Annotated in this window: 25 protein-coding genes; 16 read left to right on the plus strand and 9 right to left on the minus strand. The window is 64.1% G+C overall.

Annotated features, from left to right (window positions below; genetic code table 11):
• The 5 genes from PVZ77_RS14385 to PVZ77_RS14405 form a co-directional block, all read right to left on the minus strand.
• Positions 1 to 933, minus strand: a complete 933-nt coding sequence (locus PVZ77_RS14385; RefSeq protein WP_273809099.1) for a carbohydrate ABC transporter permease — start codon at positions 931 to 933, stop codon at positions 1 to 3.
• Between the two features lie 122 nt (positions 934 to 1,055).
• Positions 1,056 to 2,381 carry an ABC transporter substrate-binding protein gene (locus PVZ77_RS14390; protein ID WP_068385265.1) on the minus strand — a complete coding sequence of 442 codons (1,326 nt, stop codon included), beginning with the start codon at positions 2,379 to 2,381 and terminating at the stop codon, positions 1,056 to 1,058.
• Positions 2,382 to 2,596: 215 nt separating this feature from the next.
• Positions 2,597 to 2,911, minus strand: coding sequence for a hypothetical protein (locus PVZ77_RS14395; RefSeq protein WP_273809100.1), 315 nt, complete (start codon positions 2,909 to 2,911; stop codon positions 2,597 to 2,599).
• A gap of 132 nt (positions 2,912 to 3,043) precedes the next feature.
• On the minus strand, positions 3,044 to 3,289 hold the full coding sequence (locus PVZ77_RS14400) for a hypothetical protein (protein ID WP_273809101.1): 246 nt from the start codon (positions 3,287 to 3,289) through the stop codon (positions 3,044 to 3,046).
• A gap of 152 nt (positions 3,290 to 3,441) precedes the next feature.
• Complete coding sequence (locus tag PVZ77_RS14405) at positions 3,442 to 3,882, minus strand: hypothetical protein (protein ID WP_273809102.1); 441 nt, start codon at positions 3,880 to 3,882, stop codon at positions 3,442 to 3,444.
• A gap of 301 nt (positions 3,883 to 4,183) precedes the next feature.
• Here PVZ77_RS14405 and PVZ77_RS14410 point away from each other — a divergent pair, with 301 nt between their 5' ends.
• Positions 4,184 to 4,993: an inositol monophosphatase family protein gene (locus PVZ77_RS14410; RefSeq protein ID WP_273809103.1), complete on the plus strand. Its 810-nt coding sequence runs from the start codon at positions 4,184 to 4,186 to the stop codon at positions 4,991 to 4,993.
• Positions 4,994 to 5,041: 48 nt separating this feature from the next.
• On the plus strand, positions 5,042 to 5,422 hold the full coding sequence (locus PVZ77_RS14415; RefSeq protein WP_273809104.1) for a DUF1090 domain-containing protein: 381 nt from the start codon (positions 5,042 to 5,044) through the stop codon (positions 5,420 to 5,422).
• 6 nt (positions 5,423 to 5,428) lie between these two features.
• Here PVZ77_RS14415 and PVZ77_RS14420 read toward each other — a convergent pair whose 3' ends face one another.
• Positions 5,429 to 5,995, minus strand: a complete 567-nt coding sequence (locus tag PVZ77_RS14420; protein WP_273809105.1) for a histidine phosphatase family protein — start codon at positions 5,993 to 5,995, stop codon at positions 5,429 to 5,431.
• A gap of 266 nt (positions 5,996 to 6,261) precedes the next feature.
• Here PVZ77_RS14420 and PVZ77_RS14425 point away from each other — a divergent pair, with 266 nt between their 5' ends.
• From PVZ77_RS14425 to PVZ77_RS14450, 6 genes are all read left to right on the plus strand, one after another.
• Positions 6,262 to 6,711 (plus strand): FecR family protein, encoded by a 450-nt coding sequence (locus PVZ77_RS14425; protein WP_273809106.1) that lies wholly within the window; start codon positions 6,262 to 6,264, stop codon positions 6,709 to 6,711.
• Positions 6,708 to 7,340: an OmpA family protein gene (locus tag PVZ77_RS14430; RefSeq protein ID WP_273809107.1), complete on the plus strand. Its 633-nt coding sequence runs from the start codon at positions 6,708 to 6,710 to the stop codon at positions 7,338 to 7,340. The genes PVZ77_RS14425 and PVZ77_RS14430 overlap by 4 nt, the downstream gene beginning before the upstream one ends.
• Positions 7,341 to 7,350: 10 nt before the next feature.
• The gene (locus PVZ77_RS14435; RefSeq protein WP_273809108.1) at positions 7,351 to 9,348 is read left to right on the plus strand and encodes a CHASE2 domain-containing protein; all 1,998 of its coding nucleotides are present in this window, start codon (positions 7,351 to 7,353) and stop codon (positions 9,346 to 9,348) included.
• Between the two features lie 402 nt (positions 9,349 to 9,750).
• The gene (locus tag PVZ77_RS14440) at positions 9,751 to 12,153 is read left to right on the plus strand and encodes a TonB-dependent siderophore receptor (RefSeq protein ID WP_273809109.1); all 2,403 of its coding nucleotides are present in this window, start codon (positions 9,751 to 9,753) and stop codon (positions 12,151 to 12,153) included.
• 92 nt (positions 12,154 to 12,245) lie between these two features.
• Positions 12,246 to 12,746: a GNAT family N-acetyltransferase gene (locus tag PVZ77_RS14445; protein WP_273809110.1), complete on the plus strand. Its 501-nt coding sequence runs from the start codon at positions 12,246 to 12,248 to the stop codon at positions 12,744 to 12,746.
• Between the two features lie 102 nt (positions 12,747 to 12,848).
• On the plus strand, positions 12,849 to 13,904 hold the full coding sequence (locus tag PVZ77_RS14450; RefSeq protein WP_273809111.1) for a hypothetical protein: 1,056 nt from the start codon (positions 12,849 to 12,851) through the stop codon (positions 13,902 to 13,904).
• A 1-nt stretch (position 13,905) separates the two neighbouring features.
• On the opposite strand, the gene PVZ77_RS14455 is transcribed toward PVZ77_RS14450, so the two are convergent.
• Positions 13,906 to 14,535 carry a LysE family translocator gene (locus PVZ77_RS14455; protein WP_273809112.1) on the minus strand — a complete coding sequence of 210 codons (630 nt, stop codon included), beginning with the start codon at positions 14,533 to 14,535 and terminating at the stop codon, positions 13,906 to 13,908.
• A gap of 48 nt (positions 14,536 to 14,583) precedes the next feature.
• Positions 14,584 to 15,402: a posphoenolpyruvate synthetase regulatory kinase/phosphorylase PpsR gene (gene ppsR, locus PVZ77_RS14460; protein ID WP_133859682.1), complete on the minus strand. Its 819-nt coding sequence runs from the start codon at positions 15,400 to 15,402 to the stop codon at positions 14,584 to 14,586.
• Between the two features lie 126 nt (positions 15,403 to 15,528).
• Here ppsR and ppsA point away from each other — a divergent pair, with 126 nt between their 5' ends.
• The 6 genes from ppsA to PVZ77_RS14490 all read left to right on the plus strand — a co-directional run bounded on the left by ppsA (position 15,529) and on the right by PVZ77_RS14490 (position 21,986).
• A complete protein-coding gene (ppsA, locus tag PVZ77_RS14465; protein ID WP_273809113.1) occupies positions 15,529 to 17,898 on the plus strand; it encodes a phosphoenolpyruvate synthase in 2,370 nt (789 codons plus the stop codon).
• A gap of 153 nt (positions 17,899 to 18,051) precedes the next feature.
• Positions 18,052 to 19,053: a zinc transporter ZntB gene (locus PVZ77_RS14470; protein WP_133859680.1), complete on the plus strand. Its 1,002-nt coding sequence runs from the start codon at positions 18,052 to 18,054 to the stop codon at positions 19,051 to 19,053.
• Positions 19,054 to 19,101: 48 nt separating this feature from the next.
• Positions 19,102 to 19,365: a CrfX protein gene (locus PVZ77_RS14475; RefSeq protein ID WP_133859679.1), complete on the plus strand. Its 264-nt coding sequence runs from the start codon at positions 19,102 to 19,104 to the stop codon at positions 19,363 to 19,365.
• A complete protein-coding gene (locus tag PVZ77_RS14480; RefSeq protein WP_158895487.1) occupies positions 19,366 to 20,190 on the plus strand; it encodes a mechanosensitive ion channel family protein in 825 nt (274 codons plus the stop codon).
• A 55-nt stretch (positions 20,191 to 20,245) separates the two neighbouring features.
• Positions 20,246 to 20,830: an RNA polymerase sigma factor SigX gene (sigX, locus tag PVZ77_RS14485; RefSeq protein ID WP_273809114.1), complete on the plus strand. Its 585-nt coding sequence runs from the start codon at positions 20,246 to 20,248 to the stop codon at positions 20,828 to 20,830.
• A gap of 100 nt (positions 20,831 to 20,930) precedes the next feature.
• A complete protein-coding gene (locus PVZ77_RS14490; protein ID WP_187978798.1) occupies positions 20,931 to 21,986 on the plus strand; it encodes an OmpA family protein in 1,056 nt (351 codons plus the stop codon).
• Positions 21,987 to 22,122: 136 nt separating this feature from the next.
• On the opposite strand, the gene gltA is transcribed toward PVZ77_RS14490, so the two are convergent.
• Entirely contained in the window at positions 22,123 to 23,403 is a 1,281-nt protein-coding gene (gene gltA / locus PVZ77_RS14495) for a citrate synthase (RefSeq protein WP_017638893.1), read from the minus strand.
• Between the two features lie 347 nt (positions 23,404 to 23,750).
• Between gltA and sdhC the strand changes: the two genes are divergently transcribed.
• Both sdhC and sdhD read left to right on the plus strand, forming a co-directional pair.
• The gene (gene sdhC / locus PVZ77_RS14500) at positions 23,751 to 24,137 is read left to right on the plus strand and encodes a succinate dehydrogenase, cytochrome b556 subunit (protein WP_026083585.1); all 387 of its coding nucleotides are present in this window, start codon (positions 23,751 to 23,753) and stop codon (positions 24,135 to 24,137) included.
• Positions 24,131 to 24,499, plus strand: a complete 369-nt coding sequence (sdhD, locus tag PVZ77_RS14505; RefSeq protein ID WP_133859676.1) for a succinate dehydrogenase, hydrophobic membrane anchor protein — start codon at positions 24,131 to 24,133, stop codon at positions 24,497 to 24,499. The genes sdhC and sdhD overlap by 7 nt, the downstream gene beginning before the upstream one ends.
• The last annotated feature ends 1 nt before the right edge of the window (position 24,500 follow it).

Below are 24,500 nucleotides of genomic sequence, written 5' to 3' on the forward strand. Positions count from 1 at the left end.
TCACTGTTGGGTCAGGTTCTTGCCGAGCATCCGCACCAGGATGATGGCGGCGATGTTGGCGATGAGCACGGCGATCAGGCCACCGGCGGAGGCCAGGCCGACGTCGAACTGCAGCAGGGCCTGGTTGTAGATCAGGTAGGCGAGGTTGGTGGAGGCGAAGCCCGGGCCGCCACTGGTGGTGGTGTAGATCTCGGCGAACACCGAGAGCAGGAAGATCGTCTCGATCATCACCACCACGGCGATGGGCCGCGCCAGGTGCGGCAGGGTCAGGTGCCAGAAGATGGCGAGCGGGCCGGCGCCATCCAGGCGGGCCGCTTCCTTCTGCTCCTGGTCCAGCGACTGCATGGCGGTCATCAGGATGAGAATGGCGAAGGGCAGCCACTGCCAGGACACGATCAGGATGATCGACAGCAGCGGATGGGTGGCCAGCCAGTCCACCGGGGTGGCGCCGAAGAGTTTCCAGACCGCGGCGAGAATGCCGGAGACCGGATGGAAGATCAGGTTCTTCCAGATCAGGGCGCTGACCGTGGGCATGATGAAGAACGGCGAGATCAGCAGGACGCGGACGATGCCGCGGCCAAGGAACTCGCTGGCCTCCAGCAGCGCCGAGATCAGCACGCCGAAGACCACGCTGATCAGCAGCACGCTGCCCACCAGCAGCAGGGTGTTGCTCATGCCGGGCCAGAAGCCGGCATCGGTGACGAAGTATTCGAAGTTCTCCAGGCCGACGAAGGCGTGCTCGCCCGGATAGAGCAGGTTGTAGCGGATCAGCGAGAACCAGATGGTCATGCCCAGGGGCACCAGCATCCACACCAGCAGCAGAGCCACCGAAGGACTGATCAGGAACCAGCCGGGACCGGCACGATGGCGTTGACGACGGGCGGGAGCGGCAGGGGTTTCGACGGCGGGCGTCTTGAGGGTGGAGGTCTGCATGGCGATGCTCCGCAAGGCAGTGGGCCGTGACGAGGCGCTGGCGTCTCGCGACGCCAGCGACGGATCAGGCAGGAAAAGCCGCTAGGCCTGGGTCCGCGGGGCGCGGACCCAGGGCTCCAGCGCTACTTGGGATAGCCGGCGCGCTTCATTTCCCGGGCGGTGGACTGCTGCGCCGCCTGCAGGGCCTGCTCGACCGACATCTGCCCGGTGAGGGCCGCGGCGAACAGCTTGCCCACCGAGGTGCCGATGGCCTGGAACTCGGGGATGGTCACGTACTGGATGCCCACATAGGGCACCGGCTTGGCCGAGGGATGGGCCGGGTCGGCGTGCTGCAGCATGTCCAGCGAGACCTTGGCGAAGGGCGCCGCGTCCATGTAGGCCTGGCTGTAGGTGGACTTGCGGGTGCCCGGCGGCACGTTGGCGATGCCGTCCTTGTCCGCGACCAGCTTGGCGTAGTCCTTGGAGGTGGCCCAGGTCACGAAGGTCTTGGCGGCATCCTTGTGCTTGGAGGAGGTCGGGATACCCAAGGACCAGGCGTACAGCCAGGAGGAGCCCTTGTCGGTGACCTCGCGCGGCGAGCCGGCGAAGCCGACGCTGTCGGCGACCTTGCTCTGGCTCTTGTCCATGGTGAAGGAGCCGGCGACGCTGGCATCGACCCAGATGGCGCACTTGCCGCTGTTGAACAGCGCCAGGTTCTCGTTGAAGCCGTTGCTGGAGGCACCGGGCGGGCCGTACTTCTTCATGTTGGTGACGTAGTAGTTGGCCGCCGCGGTCCATTCCGGACCGGTGAATTCAGGCTGCCACTTCTCGTCGAACCAGCGCGCGCCGAAGGCGTTGGCCATGGTGGTGACCAGGGCCATGTTCTCGCCCCAGCCGGCCTTGCCTCTCAGGCAGAGACCGTACTGGTCCTTGTCCGGCTGGTGCAGCTTGCCGGCGAATTCGGCGATCTGCGTCCAGGTGGGCTGGGCGGGCATGGTCAGGCCAGCCTGCTGGAACAGGTCCTTGCGGTAATAGGTGATGGAGCTTTCGGCGTAGAAGGGCAGCGCATAGAGGGTGCCCTTGACCGAAAGGCCTTCGCGAACCGACGGGAAGAGGTCGTCCAGGTCGTAGTTGGCGGGCAGGTCCTTCATGGGCTCCAGCCAGTTCTGGGCGCCCCAGAGGCCGGTCTCGTACATGCCGATGGTCAGGACGTCGAACTGACCGCCCTGGGTGGCGATGTCGGTGGTCAGCCGCTGCCGCAGCACGTTCTCCTCGAGCACCACCCAGTTGAGCTTGATGTCGGGGTGCTGTTCTTCGAAGGTCTTGGACAGCCGCTGCATGCGGATCATGTCACTGTTGTTGACGGTGGCGATGGTGACCGTTTCGGCGGCCTGGAGGGCCAGCGAGAAGGTCAGGCCTGCAGAGAGGGTAACAGCGGACAATAAAAGCGCTTTTGGTGTTGTTTTCATCTTGCACTCCGCGTCCTGTGCAATGGCAGCAGACGCTTTTCTTGTTGTTGTAACCCACCACGCGGCCGGCTGTGACGGCCTTTGCAGCGGAAGCCACGGACCGATTACAGCCCGTTGCCGCCTGGGAAACAAATGCTGGAAGACACCAAAATCAGTATTTTTTTGCACATCCCCGCAAGGCTGCGCGGGACGCGCGATCCGGCCAACGGCTCTGTCTAGAGACTTTCCGCCTTGACCTTGGTGATGCCGTCCTCGCGATAAAGCTGCAAGGTTCCGGGGGTGGATTCGATCACCCGCTCGTTTTCGATGAGAAAGGAATAGACCGGCGTCGCGCTGCCCGGGGCGCGCAGGTTGCGATATTCGTAGACCACCAGGCGATCGAGCTGCGCGACTCGCTGCGGCGAGCCGAAACTCTGCCGGAGTTGTTCCTGGGTACGGCCGCCGAATTGCGACGGATCGGCCGGGGGAGAGCTTGGCGCCGAGCTGCACGCCGACAGGGCGGCCAGCAAAAGAGGGAATAAGCGTTTCATGGCAGCTCCGCGGGTACGTCAAATGGGCAGACAAATGAGCTGCCCGTAGAACCAGACGGACCCGCGAAAAGCGGATTCATTCCCTGGATGGCAGCAAAAAGACAGACGGTTGTCAGATCATCGGGTGGCGATCTAGAAGACCCAGCGCTGTTCCTGGACCAGCGTCTGACGTTCGTTCAGCCAGCGCGCGGCGTTGATCGGCTGACGCGTATCGCGAAACGAGGTCTCGCTGCTGGAGGGGAGGCTGTTGGTGGCTGAAGTCGGAACCTGCAGAACGAGGTCCGCCAGCTTGAGCGGGGGTATCGCGGGGAGGGAAGCAGCTTCGCCATTGAAGGCGGCAAAGGTTACGATGACGCTGGCCAGAATACGAATTCCCATTCCTTGGGTCTCCTGGTAGATCCGAAGCGCGAATCTACCACTCCACTGCCCATTTGGTTCCTGGTTAGTCTGACGTTAATGCGTAATTGTGACCCTGTTCGTTATCCGCTTGACCCGTGGGTCACGCCCTCGACGGGTCGACGTCGAGCCACTCAGGCGACAGGCAGCGCCTCTTGATGCTTGGCCGCCAGGTAGGCGAAGAGCGGCGGGCAATCCGACACCAGGCTGACCAGGGTCTGGCCACCTGCGGGCTCTTGCCGCAGCAGCACCTTCTCGCCTCGCACGTTGAGGTAGAGGGTGTATTCCGGCGTGCTGGACTGGGCCATGAATCCTTCGCCCATCAGGGCGCTGCCCAGGGCCATCCGTTGCGGCAGGTTGCAGCTGCCCTGCCACTGGAAGGCACGAATGCCAAGGTTCTCCAGGGTTTCGGCAACGGCGCAGTCGATGCTCAACGGCGGATGGTCGAAGAGCGGAAATTCTTGCGACAGCAACTCGAGGTGGCGTTCCAGACCTTCGAAATGCTGTCTGGGAATCAGTCGCCGCAACTGCTGCAGCTGACCATTGCCGTGGAATAGCGAAGTTTGTGCGGTCATGGCGTCCTCCCGGTACAACGAGCACTCAACTGTTCTGACGGCGGCGGGCGGATTTGGTGCGGTCCGTCGCTGCATTTCGCCGTCCTGAGTGCCAATACCCGACAGCCTGCGCCGCCGAGATGACACGGCCATGACCAGGGGTTTCTAGTCGGACCTTTGCCGACATTGGCAGAATTTCGCCAGTGCACGGCCGCGGTCTGACCGGGGCCAGTGGCAACGGCGGTGACGGGCAGGATCGCGACTATTCTTTTCCACCGGTGGAACTGGCACCCTGACGCCTTTTCCCGTTCCAGGAGCGCCCATGACCGCTATCGCCCCCGCCATCGCCGAACGCTACCGCGCTGTCCAGGACATCGCCCGGGAAGCGGCGCAGCTCGGCCTCGATTTCTATCGCCGGCGCGGTGCGCTGCAGGTGGACCACAAGGGCAGCGACCTGCAGGACGTGGTGAGCATCGCCGACAAGACGCTGGAGGATCTCATCCGCCAACGCCTGATCGAGCGCTTTCCAGAGGATGGCCTGCTGGGCGAGGAGGGCGGCGCCACCGACCTGTCCGCGCCCTACCTCTGGGTCATAGACCCCATCGACGGCACCGCGCCCTTTCTCAACGGCCTGCACAACTGGTGCGTGTCCATCGGCCTGATGCACGAGGGCGAGCCCTTGCTCGGCGCCATCATGGATCCGAATCACGCCGAACTCTTCCATGGCCTGCGCGGGCACGGCGCCTTCGTCAACGACCAGCCGCTGCGCGTCCATGCGGCCACCGAGATCCGCCAGGGCCTGACCGGGCTGGGTACCACCCACCGACGCGGCAAGGAACACTTCCTGCCGTTCGTGACCGGTCTGCTCGCCGAGGGTGGGCAATTCTTCCGCAATGGCTCGGGTGCCCTGATGACGGCCTATGTCGCCGCCGGCCGGCTGATCGGCTATTACGAGACCCTGATCCATGGCTGGGACTGCCTGGCGGGCCTGGTCCTGATCCAGGAGGCCGGCGGTCGCCACAACGCCTTCCTGCGCAACGACGGCCTGGTCAATGGCAATCCCCTGCTGGTGGCAGCGCCAGGCGTCTATGATCAGCTCGCCGCGCTGGTCGGGCCGTCGCTGGACGGTTGAGCGGAGCGACCCGGAAGCTCTCGCCTTTCAACGCCTGGAGGAATGCCGATGAAAGACCGAACCAGGGCAGTGCTGTTCGCGGCCACCTTGTGGCTACCCGGCCTGGCTGTCGCAGCCGACGGAGGCTGCGCGGCGAAACGCCTGACGCTGGAACGGCAGATCGCCCAGGCGCAGACACAAGGCGATGCAGGGCGGCTGGCGGGGTTGCGGCGGGCACTCGGCGCGGTTCAGGCGCACTGCACCGACGCCGGCCTGCGCCAGCAGCGGCTGGATGTCATCCAGGCCCGGAGCCGCGACGTGGCCGAGCGAGAACGGGATCTGCGCAGCGCCCAGGCCAAGGGCGACGCCGACAAGATCCGGGTGCGAACCCGAAAGCTGGCCGAGGCGCGCCGTGAACTGGAAGAGGCTCGTGCCAGGGCGAGCCGCTGAGCGATCTCAGCGCGGCTCCTTGCGATAGATGCTTGGCTTCCAGTAGTCCTTGAGCAGCAGGTGCAGGGGGCCGCGCCAGCCGCGCTTGCGCAACTGCCAGGCGATCAGCACGTTCATGATGCCGTGCCCCAGCAGCAGTACCGAACCGTGGCGTTCCGCCAGTTCGATGAGGTGATCGGCCGCCTGGCCGGCGCGGACCGAGGAACTGCCGATGGATTCGGTATGGGCGGCAAAGCCCAGGAACCAGGCGGATCTGAACAGCAGGCGCCAGGCCTTGACCGGCAGTCGCGGTGTCTCCAGCTCCAGATAGGGCAGATGGGCTTCGGCATAGCGGTCGTCCACCGGGCTGCCGGGGCGTCCCATCAGGTACTCGAGCGAGCGCACGCAGCGACTCAGGGGACTGCTCACCACGTAACCCGCCTCTTGCGCCAGCCGCCGCGTCTCCGCGGGCTCCTGGCCTGCGGGCACCGGCGCCTTCTGGTAGCGCGCGACCCAATCCTTCATCTCCCTTGGGGTGCAGCGGGCCTTGCTGGATAGATCGGGCTTGCCGTGACGGACCAGAATGATCTGCATGAAAGGTAACCTGGGAAAGATTGCTCACTAGACCGCTGCCGGTGCCGTTCGTCTCGCGGGGTCGTGATGGCATGAGTAGTGGCCAGGTGCCATTCGTACTACTTTGCGTGCCGCTTGGCTTGTTTATCTGGTAGAAGGTGACTGGGTTCACGAGTCTGGAGCCCTCACCGCTGCGCAGCAGGCTGCTTCAAGGTGCCATCCGAGGTCCTGCCGGCAATCCGTCGCCCTGCGGCGGCCACGCCCTTCCATCCAGGGAACAGGAAAGCATGAAGACAACACTGTTCGCATTGGCGCTGCTCGGGCTGCAATTGCTGGGATCTGCGCAGGTCACGGCCGCGGAAGAGGCGCATGTGGCGCTGATCAAGAGCGTCTCGGGCAACGTCAGGGTACTGCGCCAGAACGCCACCCTGGACGCTCAGGCCGGTACCACCCTGGAGGTGGCCGATCGCCTGCAGGCCGGCCCGGACGCCACCGCAGCCATCGTCTTCCTCGACGGCACCCTGCTCACCCTGGGCAGCGACGCCGATGTGCAATTGCGTGACTATCTGTTCGAACCCAAGCGCAGTCGCTATGGCTTCTCGCTGTACCTGACCAAGGGCTCCGCCATCTACTCGTCCGGCAAGATCGGCAAGGTCGCCCCCGACACGGTCAAGATCGAAACGCCGACCGCGACCATCGGCGTGCGCGGCACCCGTTTCCTGGTCCAGGCCCAATGAACGCGCTGGTCGCTGTCGCATCCCCTGGTCGTCTGCTGCTGAGCGTGCTGTTGTCCGCGCTGCTGCTGGGCGGCTGTGCCAGCCCGCCGCCACCGCAGACACGGGTCATCCTGATGCCCGATGAAGACGGCCATGTCGGCGCCGTTTCGGTGACCAGCCCGGCGGGTCGCCAGGCCATCGACCAGGGCTTCGGCGAGGTCACGGTGGGCGCACCGGGGCAGGCGCCGACCGCTGTGCAGGCGGTGGCCCAACCCCTTTTCGAGCAGCAGCATCGACAGGTGCTGGCGGCTCAGCCGTCGCCGCCGAAGACCTACATGCTCAACTTCCTCTCCGACAGCATGGAGCTCACGCCGCAGTCCAAGGCGCTCCTGCCCGAGGTGCTGGAAACGGCACGGCAGCGCATCCCCACGGAAATTTCGGTATTCGGCCATGCGGATGGCTCGGGAGCGCCTTCCTACAACCTCGACCTCTCGGGGCAGCGTGCCCGCAAGGTGGCCGGTCTGCTGCAGCGGCTCGATCCCAAGTTGCGCATCAATGTCGAGTTTTTCGGCGATACCGTGCCCCTGGTACCGACCCGTCCCGGCAAGTCCGAGCCACGCAACCGGCGTGTCGAAGTCCTGATTCTCTAGGATCGCGGGCATGAACCCCGTTGCGACCCTGCTGCGCCGGCGCGCGCCCTGGATGTTCCTGGTCAGCCTGGGACTATCGCTGGCCTTCGGCCTCGCTGCCCTGGCGCAGTTGTCGCCGCTGCAGTATCTCGACCGCCTGGCCTACGACCAGCTCAGCCGCCTTGCGGCCAGCACCGAGGATGCCACGGATGTCCAGGTGGTCAGCATCGACGAGGCGAGTCTGGCCGCGCTCGGGCAGTGGCCCTGGCCCCGCTACCGGGTCGCTCAGCTGCTCTCGCGCATCGCCGAGGCCGAGCCGGCGGCGATCGCCGTGGATGTCCTGTTCAGCGAGCCGGACCGGACCTCGCTCAAGGCCTTGCAGCAGAGTTTCCGCGACGACTTCGGTGTAGACCTGAGCTTTTCCGGGGTGCCTGCGGAATTGCAGGACAATGACGGTTATCTCGGCTACGTCATGGGCCAGACGGGGGCCGTCGGTGCCCGTTTCTTCTTTCTCGATCTGCAGCAACCCGTCTCCGGCGGGCTACGGCCAGGGGTCGGCTTCACGGGCGCCCTCGACGCCCTACAGCTGCCCGAAGCCAGAGGCGCGCTGGACAATGTGGCCCCCATCGCCAGCCAGACGCGCTTCAGTGGCTTCATCAACAGCCAGCGTGACAGCGATGGCATCCTGCGGCGCGTCCCCCTGCTGCTCAGTCATCAGGGCATCCTCCATCCGAGTCTGGCGCTGGCCGCCACCCTGCGCGCCCTGGGGCTGAACGAGGGCGTGGTGGAGAGCGGCCTTGCCGGGCCGACGCTGCGACTCGGTGATCATCGGTTGCCACTCGATCGCGAAGGCCAGGCGCTGCTGCGGCTGCACAGCGGGGCCGAGCACTATCCGGAAGTCTCGGCCCTGGCGGTGCTCAGCGGCGCGGTGGCCCCGGCCACCCTCAAGGGCAAGGTCGTCTTCGTCGGCGTCTCGGCCGCGGGCTTCAACGACCTGCACACGACGGCGCTGGGCCAGATCTTTTCCGGCGTCAGGCTGCAGGCCGCCCTGACCCAGGACCTGCTGGACGATGCCCTGGTACGAATTCCCCAGTTCGCCGGCGTGCTGCAACTGGTGCTCTGCCTGACAGGCGGCCTGCTGCTTGCCGTTGGCTTTCTCTTCAATCGCAGTCAGCGTCGCTTCGCCCTGTTGGCGGCCGCCTTGGTCGTCCTGCCGCAGCTGCTGGGCGCCTGGCTGTTCGTTCGCCATGACGTCTTCCTGCCGCTGGCCGCACCCTTGTTGCTGGTGGCGATGCTCTCGGCGCTGGCGCTGATCACCCGGATCATCCTGGCGCGCCAGCACGAAGAGCGCTGGCGCCGGCAGCTGGAACGCTCGCGGCAGGTCACCATCGAGTCCATGGCGGCGGTCGCCGAGACCCGGGATCCCGAGACCGGTGCCCATATCAAGCGCACCCAGTACTACGTTCGCGCTATCGCCGAGCAGTTGCGGCAGTCCGGCCACGCGCCGGAGCAACTCACGCCCGACTACATCAAGCTGCTGTTCCTGTCCGCGCCCCTGCACGACATCGGCAAGGTCGGCGTGCCGGATGCCATCCTGCTCAAGCCCGGCCGGCTGACGCCGGAGGAGATGCAGGTGATGCAGCGGCATGCCGAATTCGGTCGGCAGATCATCCTCAGCACGGCCAGCCATCTGGAGGATGACAATTTCCTTGCCCTGGCCGCCGAGATCGCCAGCACCCACCACGAGAAGTGGGATGGCAGCGGCTATCCCAACGGACTGTCCGGTACCGGCATCCCGCTGGCCGGCCGGATCATGGCGGTGGCCGATATCTACGATGCCCTGATCAGTCGGCGCTGCTACAAGGAGCCGTTCAGCCATGCGGATTCGCTGCAGATGATGCGCGAGATGCGCGGCAGCACCTTCGATCCCCTGGTGCTCGACGCCTTCCTGGCCATCGAGCCGCAGATCTGCGCCATCGCCCAGCGCTTTCATGATGAGGGGGTGGGTGGCTCCAGGCGGCTGGTCTGAACCGGCCCGCCGCCGTCTGCAGCTTTCCCCAGTCGCCGCGCTCTGTTTCCAAGCCCGCCTTCACACCACCGACAGACCGCCGCTCGCGCAACAGCTTTGCCCACTGCCGCGCAAACTAGGCAGGGCAGTCCCTGTTTCCTTGAAACATTTCCTCGAAAATAGTCCAGGCAGGGCGATGGAAGGCCGACACCTGCAGAGGCGCGTCCTTGAGCGCTTCCTAAGTGCAATCGGCTGCTTTGCGTTCGCTTATGATATTAATTTGCATTTACAGATGCATCCAGGTTGCATAGCCTGCGTTCCGCCGCGCAAGACGGCAACGGATACCGGTCCCTGGAAAGCCTCCAGCGAGTCCTTACGTGGGGTACGGACGGGTCGGTGTTTCCCTAGAGGACGACCAACGACATGCAGCTCTTCTCCCTTCGCCTCATCGCGCTTTCCGTCTCCCTGGGCGTGGCGACGCTCGCCCAGGCCGCCCCCGTGGCGCTGTCGCAACCGGCGCAGCCGCTGGCCGATGCCTTGCAGAGCTTCGCGCGCGCGAGTGGCTTCCAGGTGAACTACGATCCTGCTGCCCTGGTGGGCAAGCGAGCGCCGGCACTGGCGGGGCGGATGGAGCCGGATGTCGCCCTGCAGCGCCTGTTGGCGGGCAGTGGCCTGGCGGCCTCGGTCAGCGGCTCGGTCGCGACCGTCGCCCCGGTGGCCACCCAGGCGGCGGCCGGCAGCGTGGCGCTGGAGGCCACCACCATCAGCGCGGACGATGGCTCCCTGACGGGCCGGACGACCACCGAAGGGACGCGCTCCTACACCACCGGCGCCATGAGCACCTCCACCGGCCTGCCGCTGTCGATCCGGGAGACGCCCCAGTCGGTGAGCGTCATCACCCGGCAGCGCATGGAAGACCAGGGCATGACCGATCTCAATGATGTGGTCAGATATGCCCCGGGCGTAACGCTGCGCAAATTCGGCGGCGACCGCCAGGAATTCCTCTCCCGCGGCTTCCGTATCGACAACGTCATGTACGACGGCCTGCCCACCACGGCCGGGACCTTCACCCTCGACAGCCTGTCCTCGGCCGATCTGTCCATCTACGACCGTGTCGAGGTGGTCCGCGGCGCCACCGGCCTGATGACCGGCGCCGGCGATCCCTCGGCCACCCTGAATCTGGTGCGCAAGCGCCCGACCGCCTTCCCGCAGGTCAGCGTCACCACCAGCGCCGGCAGCTGGGACCGCTACCGTACCGAGGTCGACGCCTCCAACAAGCTCAACGAGGCCGGCACCCTGCGCGGTCGCGCCGTGGCCGCCTACGAGGACGGCCACAGCTTCCAGGACGTGCGCGAGCGCAAGCGCCAGACCTTCTATGGCGTCCTCGAGGCGGATCTCAGCGACGCCACCACCTGGACCATCGGCGCCTCCAAGCAGCGCGAGGACAAGACCTCCGACTGGGGCAGCCTGCCCAGCGGTCCCAATGGTGAAAACCTGCACCTCTCACGTTCCACCTTCCTGAGCGGCGACTGGGCCTACTGGGATCAGGACAACTACACCCTGTTCTCCGACATCACCCACACCTTCGACAACGGCTGGAAGGCCAAGCTGGCGGCGCAGCAGGTCTGGGCCAATTCCGATACCTACTCCAACTACCTGACGTCCACGGCCGCGGACTTTAGCTACAGTTCGGTCAGTGACTTTGGTACCGCCTCCGGCGCCTATCGCACCGATTCCGATCAGCTCAACCTTGATGCTTCGGTGAGCGGGCCCTTCCAGTTGCTGGGTCGCGAGCACGAACTGATGGCCGGGATCAGTCGGCGGCAGGATAAGTTCTATCAGCGTGGCGGCTACTCGGGTGCCACTCCGGTGGATATCTACAACTTCCGCCCCAGCAGCATCGTCAAACCGGCCAAGGACACGCTGACGCCCTATGCCAGCAAGAACACCACCACCGAAGAGGCGGTGTATGCGGCAGCGCGCTTCAATCCGGTGGACCCGCTGCACGTCATCGTCGGGGGACGAGTCAGCTGGTATGACTTCGACAACCTTTACAGTGACAACGACTACAAGGCCACCCGCGAAGTCACGCCCTATGCCGGCATCATCTACGACCTGAACGACACCTATTCGGTCTATGCCAGCTATACCGAGATCTTCAAGCCGCAAAGCGAGCAGAACACCGGAGGTTCGGTCCTGGAACCCATGACTGGCAGAAGCTACGAGATCGGTCTCAAGGGCGCCTATTTCGATGGCGCGCTGAATGCCTCCGTGGCGCTGTTCGACACCATCCAGGAGAATCGTGCCTACCTGCCAGCCAACCAGGCCACCTTCTGCCCTGGCTACCCCGCGCAGAGCTGTTACAGCGCTGCGGGCGAGGTCCGCAGTCGCGGTATCGACGCGGAAATCTCCGGCCAGCTGACGCCAAACTGGCAGGCGTCTGCGGCCTATACCCTGGTACTCAGCCAATACACCAAGGATGTCACCTACGAGGATCGCCGCTTCGCGCCCGAGCAGCCCAAGCACCTGTTCAAGGCCGCCACCAGCTATCAACTCGCGGGTAGCCTGAGCAACTGGCGTATCGGTGCCGATCTGCAGGCTCAAAGCGAGACCTTCGAGCGCGTCGGCACCGGCGAAGCCAAGCAGGATAGCTATGCCCTGGTGGGTCTGATGGCCGGCTACCGCTTCAACGAGCACTGGGATGGCCGGGTCAACTTCAACAACATCTTCGACGAGAAGTACTGGCAGGGCATCCCGACGGGTACCGGAAGTGGCACCTACGGCGATCCCCGCAACGTCATGCTCAGCCTGAAGTGGACCCTCTGATCCCGCGACGCGGTTAGCGAGCTTGCGCTTCGCCCTTGTCCGATCCCCCGGACCTGGGCGAAGCTGCGGACTTCCGCGAAGGAGTGCCGCCCATGTCCAGCTCGCTCGTCCATCTGGAACGCTATGCCGATCGTCACGCCGAGGGCCTGGCCGCCCTCTATGGCGATCCGGCGGTGGCGCGACAGGTGCTGCAATTGCCCTATCAGACCGCCGAGCAATGGCGGCAACGGCAGAGTGCCGAGCGCGAGGGCCGGGTGGCGCTGGTCGCCCTGCAGCAGGGGCGGGTCGTGGGCAGCGCCAGTCTCGAACAGCAGCCGCGCATTCGCCGCCAGCACTGCGGGGCCCTCGGCATGGGGGTAGCCCGCGATTGTCAGGGGCAGGGCATCGGCACCCAGCTGCTGACGGCCCTGCTCGACCTCGCCGACAACTGGATGAATCTGCAACGGGTCGAGCTGACCGTCTTCAGCGACAACGAGCCGGCCCTGGCGCTCTATCGCAAGCTCGGTTTCGAACAAGAAGGTCTGCTGCGCCGCTATGCCCTGCGCGATGGGGTGTTCACCGACGTCTACAGCATGGCGCGCTTCAAACCCTGATCCAGGTGTATGAGAGAAACTTGAGTTCATCACAAGAAACCTGAGTTTGTTTCATGCGTCGTGCGAGCAGACAATCTCCACCCTGTCAGGTGGAGGTGTGCAATGGTCAAGATTCATTCCCAGGGTTCCGCGCGGAGCGAGCAACAGGGTGACGCGTCCCTGGCGTCTCGCTACGATTGCGACCGTGCCGCCCTGATCGCCCAGGGACGCCAGCAGCGTCGGCAGGCGTGGCGTGCTCAGCAGGCTGCGGGTTGTGAGTGGCTCGCGGTAGGCGACTCTGGCTGGGGCGATCGGGTGCTGGCGCACTCCTATCTGGTAGGCGCTGCCGCCCATATCGAGGCGGCGGACGATCACGGGTTCGCCGGCACCTGCCAGGTTCCCGTATTCACCTCAGATCAGTCCTTTGCCATCGGCTGGGAGCAGCTGTTCGACGAGGTCGCCGAGGCCCAGGCGCTTGGTCTGGCCGTCAAGCCGGTAATCCTCGGGCCGCTGAGCTATCTGTGGCTCGGTCGCTCGCTGGATCCCGCCTTCGACCGCCTCGAGCTGCTGGAGTCGCTGCTGCCGGTCTATGGCGAAATCTTCGCGCGGTTGGCCGCCCAGGGCGTGGAATGGATCCAGCTCGACGAGCCGCTGCTGGCGCTGGAGCTGCCGCTGGCCTGGCGTACCGCCTTCGAAAGGGCCTACAACCTGCTGCAGCGCGAGCCGCTGAAGAAGCTGCTGGGCGTGCGTCACGGGGAGTTGATCGACAATCTGGGACTGGCTGTCGCTCTACCGGTGGAGGGGCTGCATGTCGACTGGCCGCGTTCGGTCCAGGCCCAGCAGGGGCTGCTCGATCGGCTGCCTGCCTACAAGACGCTGTCGCTGGGCCTGGTCGAGGATACCGCGGCCGGGCAGATCGGCCAGCAGCGGCGGCTGCACTTCGCCCGCCAGGTCGGCGAACGCCTGCAGGAGCGCCTCTGGCTGTCGCCCGCGGTCTTTTCCGGGGATGCCGACACGGCCCGGGCCGCTGCTCTGACAGCCGAATTCAACGCTCTGGTGCGGACCGCTCGCCAGGCAGCCGTGGACAAGCCGGTAGCGCCCAGGGAACAGCCCTGGTCGGCGATCGAGGCGGCCCTGGCCAAGCTGGGCGCCGCCCAGTCCGGGCTGGTGTCGTCCTGAATCAGCGGTGGGCGGTCAGCAGCAGACCGCCGGCGCCGGCAAAGAAGGCCCCGGTGGCCTGGTTGAGGCGGCGGACCCCGCGGGGGCCGCGGATGAAGCGGCGGATCTGCCGACCGAACAGGCCGTAGACGAAGGCCGCGACCATTTCCGCGAACAGATGGGTGCCCCCCAGGTAGACGAACTGCTGGGTCGTCGGCTGGCTGGGGTCGATGAATTGCGGAAAGACCGCGGCGAACAACAGGATCGCCTTGGGATTGCTGATGCCAATGAGGAATTCCTGCAGCATAAGTCGGTGCAGCGCCCGCGGTTGCGCCGCGCCGGTCTCGGTCAGGTCCAGCCCGTCGAAGGCCCGGCTGCGCCAGCTCTTCACGCCGAGGTAGAGCAGGTAGAGCGCGCCGATCCACTTGATGACGGTGAAGGCCGTCTCCGAAGCCAGCAGCATGGCGCCCAGGCCCACCGCCGAGATCACCAGGAAGATCACGAAGGCCACATCGCGACCCAGGGCCGCCAAGCCCGCGGTCACCGCGCCATGGCGGATGCCGTTGCCGAGCGAGCAGAAGTTGTTGGGGCCGGGGGTCAGGGCGATGAGCAGGGCGACCGGAAAGAACAGCAGGGCATCGACGAGGTTCATGGCGGTCGCCTGGCGCGCCACGCAGGCGCTGAAGAGGAGGGTGGTCGGCTATTTAAACCGTCTTTCCACGCCTTTCTCCACCAGAATCTTCGCCGAGATCTCCTCCACGGAAAAATGCGTGGTGTTGATGAAGGAGATGTTCTCGCGACGGAACAGACTCTCCACCTCGCGCAGTTCGAATTCGCACTGGGCGAAGCTCGCATAGCGACTGTTGGGCCGGCGCTCGTGGCGGATCGCCGCCAGGCGCTCGGCGTCGATGGTCAGGCCGAACAGCTTGTCCTTGTAGGTCTTGAGCGAGGCGGGCAGCTGCAGGCGCTCCATGTCCTCTTCGGTCAGCGGATAGTTCGCCGCACGGATGCCGTATTGCAGCGCCATGTAGAGGCAGGTCGGCGTCTTGCCGCAGCGCGAGACCCCCACCAGGATCAGATCGGCCTGCGCATAGTGGGTCGTGCGGGCGCCGTCGTCGTTTTCGAGTGCGAAATTGACGGCCTCGATCCGCTCCATGTAGTGACTATTGTGCATGATCGAATGTGACTTCCCTACCGAATACGAAGATTCGGCGGAAAGTTCCCGTTCGAGCGGGGATAAAAACGTGGAGAAGATGTCGATCATGAACCCGTTCGACTGGTCCAGAATGGCCCGGATGTCACGGTTGACGATGGTATCGAAGATGATGGGTCGCGCACCGTCCTGGACGGCGGCGGCATTGATCTGCTGTACCATCGCCCTGGCCTTGTCCAGCGTATCCACGTAGGGGCGCGTGATCTTTCTGAAGGTGATGTCCCCGAACTGGGCCAGGAGGCTCTGACCGAGGGTTTCGGCCGTGATGCCGGTACCGTCGGAAATGAAAAAGGCGGTTCGTTGCATGGAGGGACGTCCTGGTGGCGTACGGGGCAGGGATCGCTGCACTGTAACCTACCGCCGTCCACTGTCCATGGGGCGGGCGCCGAGGCGTACTGCTTTCCCACAAAGACACAAGATGGAGAGAAGACCTTGGACGAGTATGTAATTTCACTGGAGCAGCTTGGCGTGCACGACGTCGAGCGCGTGGGCGGCAAGAACGCATCTCTCGGCGAGATGATCGCCAACCTGGCCAACGCGGGCGTCTCCGTGCCGGGCGGGTTCGCCACCACGGCCCAGGCCTATCGCGATTTCCTTGAGCAGAGTGGGCTGAACGAGCGTATCCACGCCGCCCTCGATGCCCTGGATGTCGACGACGTCGTCGCCCTGGCCAGGACCGGCGCCCAGATCCGCCAGTGGGTCATGGACGCACCTTTCCCCGAGCGCCTGGATGCCGAGATTCGCCGGGCCTTCGCCGAGATCTCGGCCGGCAACCCCAATCTCGCCATGGCCGTGCGCTCCTCGGCGACCGCCGAAGACCTGCCGGACGCCTCCTTTGCCGGCCAGCAGGAAACCTTCCTCAACATCCGCGGCGTCGACAACGTCATTCGCGCGGCCAAGGAAGTCTTCGCCTCCCTCTTCAATGACCGCGCCATCGCCTACCGCGTCCACCAGGGCTTCGATCACAAGCTGGTCGCCCTGTCCGCCGGCGTGCAGCGCATGGTGCGTTCCGAGACCGGCGCCGCCGGCGTGCTCTTCACCCTGGATACCGAATCCGGTTTCCGCGATGCGGTCTTCGTCACCGCCGCCTATGGTCTCGGCGAGACCGTGGTGCAGGGCGCGGTGAACCCGGACGAATTCTATGTACACAAGCCCACCCTGGAAGCCGGTCGCCCGGCCATCCTCAGGCGCAACCTGGGCAGCAAGGCGATCAAGATGGTCTATGGCGAAGAAGCCAAGGCCGGCCGCTCCGTCCGTACCGTCGATGTCGAGCCCGCGGATCGCGCGCGTTTCTCCATCACCGACGCCGAGGTCACCGAACTGTCCAAGCAGGCGCTGATCATCGAGCGCCACTATGGTCGGCCGATGGACATCGAATGGGCCAAGGACGGCGACGACGGCAAGCTCTACATCGTCCAGGCCCGCCCTGAAACGGTGAAGAGCCGGGCCAGCGCCACCGTCATGGAGCGCTACCTGCTCAAGGACAAGGGCCAGGTGCTGGTGGAAGGCCGTGCCATCGGCCAGCGCATCGGCGCCGGCAAGGTCAAGATCATCCGCGACGTCAGCGAGATGGACCGTGTCCAGCCCGGCGATGTCCTGGTCTCCGACATGACCGATCCCGACTGGGAGCCGGTGATGAAGCGCGCCAGTGCCATCGTCACCAACCGTGGCGGTCGTACCTGCCACGCCGCCATCATCGCCCGCGAGCTGGGTATCCCGGCGGTGGTCGGCTGCGGCAATGCCACCAGCCTGCTCAAGGAAGGCCAGACCGTCACCGTCTCCTGCGCCGAGGGCGATACCGGCCTGATCTACGAAGGTGAGCTGGATTTCGACATCCGCAAGAGCTCGGTGGATGCCATGCCCGAGTTGCCGTTCAAGATCATGATGAACGTCGGCAACCCCGACCGTGCCTTCGATTTCGCCCAGCTGCCCAACGCCGGCGTGGGTCTGGCGCGCCTCGAATTCATCATCAATCGCATGATCGGCGTGCACCCCAAGGCGCTGCTGAACTACGACAGCCTGCCCTTCGAGGTGAAGGAAAGCGTCGACAAGCGCATCGCCGGGTACTCGGATCCGGTCGGCTTCTATGTCGAGAAGCTGGTGGAAGGGGTCTCTACCCTGGCCGCCGCCTTCTGGCCGAAAAAGGTCATCGTGCGCCTGTCGGACTTCAAGTCCAACGAGTACGCCAACCTGATCGGCGGCAAGCTCTACGAACCCGAGGAAGAGAACCCCATGCTGGGCTTCCGCGGCGCTTCCCGCTACATCAGCGAGAACTTCCGCGACTGCTTCGAGCTGGAATGTCGCGCCATGAAGAAGGTGCGTGAAGAGATGGGCCTGACCAACGTCGAGCTCATGGTGCCCTTCGTGCGCACCCTGGACGAGGCGGCGCGCGTGGTCGAGCTGCTCGGCGAGAACGGCCTCAAGCGCGGCGAGAACGACCTGCGCGTGATCATGATGTGCGAGCTGCCCTCCAACGCCCTGTTGGCGGACGAGTTCCTCGAGCACTTCGACGGCTTCTCCATCGGCTCCAACGACCTGACCCAGCTCACCCTGGGCCTGGATCGCGACTCCGGCATCATCGCCCACCTGTTTGACGAGCGTAATCCGGCGGTCAAGAAGCTGCTGGCCAATGCCATCGCCGCCTGCAACCGGGCCGGCAAGTACATCGGCATCTGCGGTCAGGGTCCCTCGGATCACCCAGACCTGGCCAAGTGGCTGATGGAGCAGGGCATCGAGAGCGTCTCGCTCAACCCCGACTCCGTGCTCGACACCTGGTTCTTCCTGGCTGAAGGCAACGCCTGATCCCGGGGCTCACCCCGCCGGGCAACGGCGGGGTGAGCCTTTCCAGGATTAATTCCCTCATTCCCCACGAAGGTGGCGCCTGCGCCCTGCCCAGGGCCGCCTTTGCCGGATTGCTTGACCGGAAGCGGTCGCGATCCCTGCACGAGATCTCAGATGCAGCAGTACGACAGCGATGTGGAACAGGGCCTCATCTATGGCTATCTCCTCGATGGCCGTGGCGGCGGAAGACGCCTGAGTCGCCGGGAGCTGGCCGAGGCCGAGCCGGGCCCCGGCGAAGTGCTCTGGCTGCACTGGGATCGCAGCGTTCCCGAAGCCCAGGCCTGGCTCCGGCAATCCAGCGGCCTGAGCGAATTCGCCTGCGACCTGCTGCTGGAAGAGGCGACCCGCCCGCGGCTGGTCAATCAGCCCGACGACAGCCTGCTGCTGTTCCTGCGCGGGGTGAACCTCAATCCCGGCGCCGTGCCCGAAGACATGGTGTCGCTGCGGGTATTCGTCGACAAGCGCCGGGTGATCTCGCTGCGCATGAGACCCATGAAGGCTGCCGCCGAGGTCCAGGAAGACCTGGAAGCGGGCATCGGCGCCCAGAGCGCCGAGGAACTGGTGCTCTATCTCGCCAGCTACATGACCAGCCGGGTCGATGACCTGGTGCGCGGTCTGTCCGACCAGCTCGATGGTCTCGAAGAGCAGGTCGACCAGGACGAGAACAGCCTGCCCGACCATGCCCAGGTGCTCACCCTCAGGCGTCGTGCGACCGGGCTGCGCCGTTACCTGGCCCCGCAGCGCGACATCTATGGCGATCTGGCCCGTGGCAAGCCCGCCTGGTTCGTCGAGGCGGCCAGTCAGGGCTACTGGAGCGAATTGCACAACAGCCTGGTGCGCAACCTGGAAGAGCTCGAGGTGATGCGCGAGCGGGTGGCGCTGCTACAGGACGCCGAACAGCGGGCGACCACGGAAAAGACCAATCGCACCCTCTATCTGTTGGCCATCATCACCGGCTTCTTCCTGCCCATCAGCTTCATCACCGGTCTGCTGGGGATGAACATGGGCGGCCTGCCGGGTTCGTCGTCTCCCTTCGGCTTCGTGGCCGCCTGCCTGCTGATCGCGGCGGTGTCGATCTTCCAGGTCTGGCTGTTTCGCCGACTGCGCTGGCTGTGACCCGCCTCCACCTCGTTGCGTCAAGAGGAAACGACCAGCGAGGTGCTTATGCACGATCCTTTCGAAGCGTCCCTCAAGGCGCTCCTCAATACCCCGGCCAACGCTCAGGACGAGGAGGGCGATGACCAGGCGCGCTTGCACCGGGTGCTCAAGACCGCCAACCGTCAGGTGGGCGCGGGTGCGCTGTTCGATCTGATCGGGCGGCACTGGGTATCGGTGCTGCTGCTGGCGCTGGGCAACGGTGCCCCTCATCTGAAGCCGCGCTCCCGTCGCACCCGGCGTAGCGAATCTTCCCCGGAGATCCTGAAGTAGATGGAATTCGATATCTGGACCCAGAGTCTGCTGTCCGCCATGACCACCCTGTGGAGCAAGGTGGCCGGTTTCATTCCCAACGTCTTCGGCGCCCTGGTGGTGATCCTCGCCGGCTTCGCCGTCGCCAAGATTCTCGACACCGTGCTGTCGAAGGTACTCGCCAAGCTCGGCCTGGATCGCATCCTTGCCGGTGCCGGTGTGACCAAGCAACTGGCCAAGATCGGCATCCGCATCCCGGTCACCACCCTGATCGGCCGGATCGTCTACTGGTTTGTCCTGCTGGTGTTCCTGGTGTCGGCCGCCGAATCCCTGGGCCTGCAGCGCGTGTCCTCCACCCTGGACGTCATGGCGCTCTATGTGCCCAAGATCTTTGGTGCGGCCCTGGTGCTCATCGTTGGCGTGCTGCTGGCGCAACTGGTCAGTGGCCTGGTCCACGGCGCCGCCGAGGGTGTCGGCCTGGACTACGCCGCGGGGCTTGGGCGCCTGGCCCAGGGCCTGGTCATCATCATTTCGATTTCGGTCGCGGTCGGTCAGCTGGAGATCAAGACCGAGCTGCTGAACCTGGTCATCGCCATCGTGCTCACCGCCTTCGCCCTGGCCGCCGCCCTGGCCCTGGGTCTGGGCAGCCGGGGGCTGGTGTCGCAGATTCTGGCCGGCATCTATGTGCGCGAACTCTACGAAGTCGGCCAGTGGGTGACCCTGGCGGACGTCGAAGGCGAGATCGAGGAAATCGGGACCGCCAAGACCCTCATCATGACCGAGGAAGGCGATATCGTTTCGGTTCCGAACCGTCTATTGCTGGAGGCTCAGGTGCGCAGCCGCTGACAGGCGCCGCGGAGATGGCTATCATGCCCGCCACTTTTTGGTAGCCAACTCCGTCTTGAACAAGCCTGCCCCTCATGCCTACGACCCGACTACGCTCAGTGATGAAGAGCTGGTCCAGCGTGCGCATGGTGAACTCTTCCACGTGACGCGAGCCTACGAAGAACTGATGCGCCGTTATCAGCGCACCCTGTTCAACGTCTGTGCCCGCTACCTGGGGAACGACCGGGATGCAGACGATGTCTGCCAGGAGATCATGCTGAAGGTGCTTTACGGTTTGAAGAATTTCGAGGGGAAATCGAAATTCAAGACCTGGCTGTACAGCATCACCTACAACGAGTGCATCACTCAGTACCGCAAGGAACGCCGCAAGCGGCGGCTGGTGGAGGCATTAAGTCTGGATCCGATGGAGGAAGCCTCCGAGGAACGGGCGCCGAAGCTGGAAGAGAAGGGAGGGATGGATCGCTGGCTGGTCCATGTGGGTCAGGTCGATCGGGAGATCCTGGTGCTGCGCTTCGTCGCAGAGCTGGAGTTCCAGGAGATCGCCGACATCATGCGCATGGGCCTCAGTGCCACCAAGATGCGGTACAAGCGGGCACTCGACAAACTGCGTGACAAGTTCGCAGCTGAAGTTGAGGGCTGACCGGATGTGTCAGCCGTAAGTTTTTGAACTTCACGAAAACTTGTTGTCGAAGCCTCCGGAGATTGCCGGAATTAGTACCACTAAAATGGGGATACAAAGGATGAAACTGAAGAGCACCTTGGGCGTCGTTATCGGCTCCCTGCTGGCAAGCGCCTCGCTGAGCGCCCTGGCACAAGGTCAAGGCGCCGTCGAGACCGAGCTGTTCGGCAGCCGTCTGTTCACCGACAGCCAGCGCAACATGACCAACGCTGACCTGTACGGCGGTTCCGTTGGCTACTTCCTGACCGATGACGTTGAGCTGGCGTTGTCCTACGGTGAGTACCACAACGCCCGTGGCGACCACGACCTGGGTCACAAGAACATCAAGGGCAGCCTGGCCGCTCTGGATGCCTACTACCACTTCGGTCAGCCCGGCGTCGGCCTGCGTCCGTACGTGTCCGGTGGCTTCGCTCACCAGTCCATCAGCAACCGCGACATCAACGAAGGTGGTCGTGACCGCTCCACCTACGCCAACCTAGGTGCCGGCCTGAAGTACTACTTCACCGAGAACCTGTATGCCCGTACCGGCGTGCAAGCTAACTACAACATCGACTACGGCGACACCGAGTGGAGCGCTGCTGTAGGTGTTGGTCTGAACTTCGGTGGTTCCACCAAGAAAGAAGTCGCTCCGGCTCCGGCTCCGGCCCCCGTTGCTGACGTCTGCACCGATTCCGACAACGACGGCGTCTGCGACAACGTCGACAAGTGCCCGAACACCCCGGCCAACGTCACCGTTGACGCTACCGGCTGCCCGGCTGCTGCCGAAACCGTTCGCGTCGAGCTGGACGTGAAATTCGATTTCGACAAGGCCGTGGTCAAGCCCAACAGCTACGCCGACATCAAGAACCTGGCTGATTTCATGCAGCAGTACCCGCAGACCTCGACCACCGTTGAAGGCCACACCGACTCCGTCGGCACCGACGCCTACAACCAGAAGCTGTCCGAGCGTCGTGCCAACGCCGTGCGTAACGTCCTGGTTAACCAGTACGGCGTGCAGGGCGGCCGCGTGAACGCTGTTGGTTACGGCGAATCCCGCCCGGTTGCTGACAACGCCACCGAAGCCGGTCGCGCCGTCAACCGTCGCGTAGAAGCCGAAGTCGAAGCTCAGGCCAAGTAAGCTGCCTGATCCAGACTCGAAAAAGCCCGCCTTGTGCGGGCTTTTTCATGCCTGGCGTTTCTAGTGTCCGACTTCGATCCAGGTCCTGCAGGCATAAAAAAACCCCGCCGAAGCGGGGTTCTTCCTGGCGGATCGATCAGCCGCGATCGTCCGAGATGTCGCGTTGGGCAACGCCGGTGTACAGCTGGCGCGGCCGGCCGATCTTGTAGGGACCGGACAGCATTTCCTGCCAGTGCGAGATCCAGCCGACGGTCCGCGCCATGGCGAAGATCACGGTGAACATGCTGGTCGGGATGCCGATCGCCTTGAGGATGATGCCGGAGTAGAAGTCCACGTTCGGGTAGAGGTTGCGCTCGACGAAGTAGGGGTCCTTGCGGGCTAGTTCTTCGAGGCGCATGGCCAGTTCCAGCTGCGGATCGTTGATGCCGAGCTCGGCCAGGACTTCGTCGCAGGTCTGCTTCATCACCGTGGCGCGCGGATCGAAGTTCTTGTAGACGCGATGGCCGAAGCCCATCAGCTTGAACGGATCGTTCTTGTCCTTGGCCTTGGCCACGAACTTGTCGATGTTGGCCACATCGCCGATCTCGTCCAGCATCTTCAATACCGCTTCGTTGGCACCGCCGTGCGCCGGGCCCCAGAGGGCGGCGATACCGGCAGCGATACAGGCGAAGGGGTTGGCGCCCGACGAACCGGCCAGGCGGACGGTGGAGGTGGAGGCGTTCTGCTCGTGATCGGCATGCAGGATGAAGATGCGATCCATGGCGCGGGCCAGCACCGGGCTGATCGGTTTTTCCTCGCACGGGGTGTTGAACATCATGTGCAGGAAGTTTTCCGCGTATCCCAGGTTGTTGCGGGGATACATCATCGGCTGACCCATGGAGTACTTGTGCACCATGGCTGCCAGGGTCGGCATCTTGGCGATCAGGCGCATCGCCGAAATCTCGCGGTGCTGCGGATCGGTGATGTCCAGGGAGTCGTGATAGAAGGCCGAGAGGGCGCCGACCACACCGCACATGATCGCCATGGGGTGCGCATCGCGGCGGAAGCCGTTGAAGAAGTTCTTCAGTTGCTCGTGAACCATGGTGTGGTTCTTGATGGTATCAACGAACTGCGCCTTTTCTTGCGCGTTCGGCAATTCACCCTTGAGCAGCAGGTAACAGGTCTCGAGGTAGTCGGATTTCTCCGCCAGTTGCTCGATCGGGTAGCCCCGGTGCAGCAGGATGCCCTTGTCACCGTCGATATAGGTGATCTTGGACTCGCACGAGGCAGTGGACATGAAGCCCGGGTCGAAGGTGAACACACCAGTGGAGGTGAGGTTGCGAACATCGATCACGTCCGGGCCAAGGGTGCCGGACATAACGGGCAGGTCAACCGGATCCGCTCCCGAGATGATCAACTGCGCTTTCTTGTCAGCCATTAGGCCTCCTTATTTTGCTTTGAAATCATCAATAAACCCTCCACTCAGGGCCTCGCCCACTATAGAGGGATAAATTTGAAAGTCAATTTACGAAAATATCACCCTAAAGGCTCTTTCTGGGCGGATTGTGCGGCGAAAAGACCTTAACACGCAGGCTTCTGAATATCAGCTGGCGACGTCGGAATCGGGCATCCGCGTTTGTCATGAGTAGGCTAACTGTCTATAATTCTCGCCCGACCGTACCGGGTCGGCGAGCTGATGCCGAGCGGTCGAGACGCTTCCAACAGGAAGCGCGTAGCAGATGTGGAATCTCCTATAACTAGCCCGACCGCAATTGGGCCCTCAGTGTGAAAGAAGCCGTGAATAGCAAACGACCTGTAAACCTAGATCTCAGGACCATCAAACTACCTATCACAGCTTATACCTCGATTCTTCACCGTATCTCCGGCGTCATCCTGTTCCTCGGCATTGCAGTCATGCTCTATGGCCTGCACCTGTCCCTGGGCAGTCCGGAAGGCTTCGGCCAAGTGAAAGCTTTTCTGGCCTATCCGCTGGTCAAGCTCGTGATCTGGGGTCTGCTGTCTGCATTGCTCTACCACCTGGTCGCCGGCATTCGGCACCTGATCATGGATGGTGGCGCCGGCGAAACCCTGCAGGGCGGCAAGCTGGGTGCGCAGCTTGTGCTGGTCATTTCCGCAGTTCTGATCATTCTGGCAGGGGTTTGGGTATGGTAACCAACGTCACCAATCTTTCGCGTTCCGGTCTCTATGACTGGATGGCTCAACGGGTCTCGGCAGTCGTCCTCGCGGTCTACTTCCTCTTTATCATCGGCTACCTGATCCTTCATCCAGGGCTCACCTTCGAGCAATGGCACGGCCTGTTCTCCCACACCCTGATGCGCATCTTCAGCCTGCTGGCGCTGGTGTCCGTCTGCGTTCATGCCTGGGTTGGTATGTGGACCATCTCCACCGACTACCTGACCACCATGGCTATCGGCAAGGGCGCTACCGCCGTGCGTTTCCTCTTCCAGGCGGTATGCGGGTTCGCGATGTTCGCGTTCTTCGTCTGGGGCGTGCAGATCTTCTGGGGTGTTTGAT

Source organism: Pseudomonas sp. SHLD1, from assembly GCF_028640935.1.
Classification (GTDB): Bacteria; Pseudomonadota; Gammaproteobacteria; order Pseudomonadales; family Pseudomonadaceae; genus Chryseomonas; species Chryseomonas aestiva.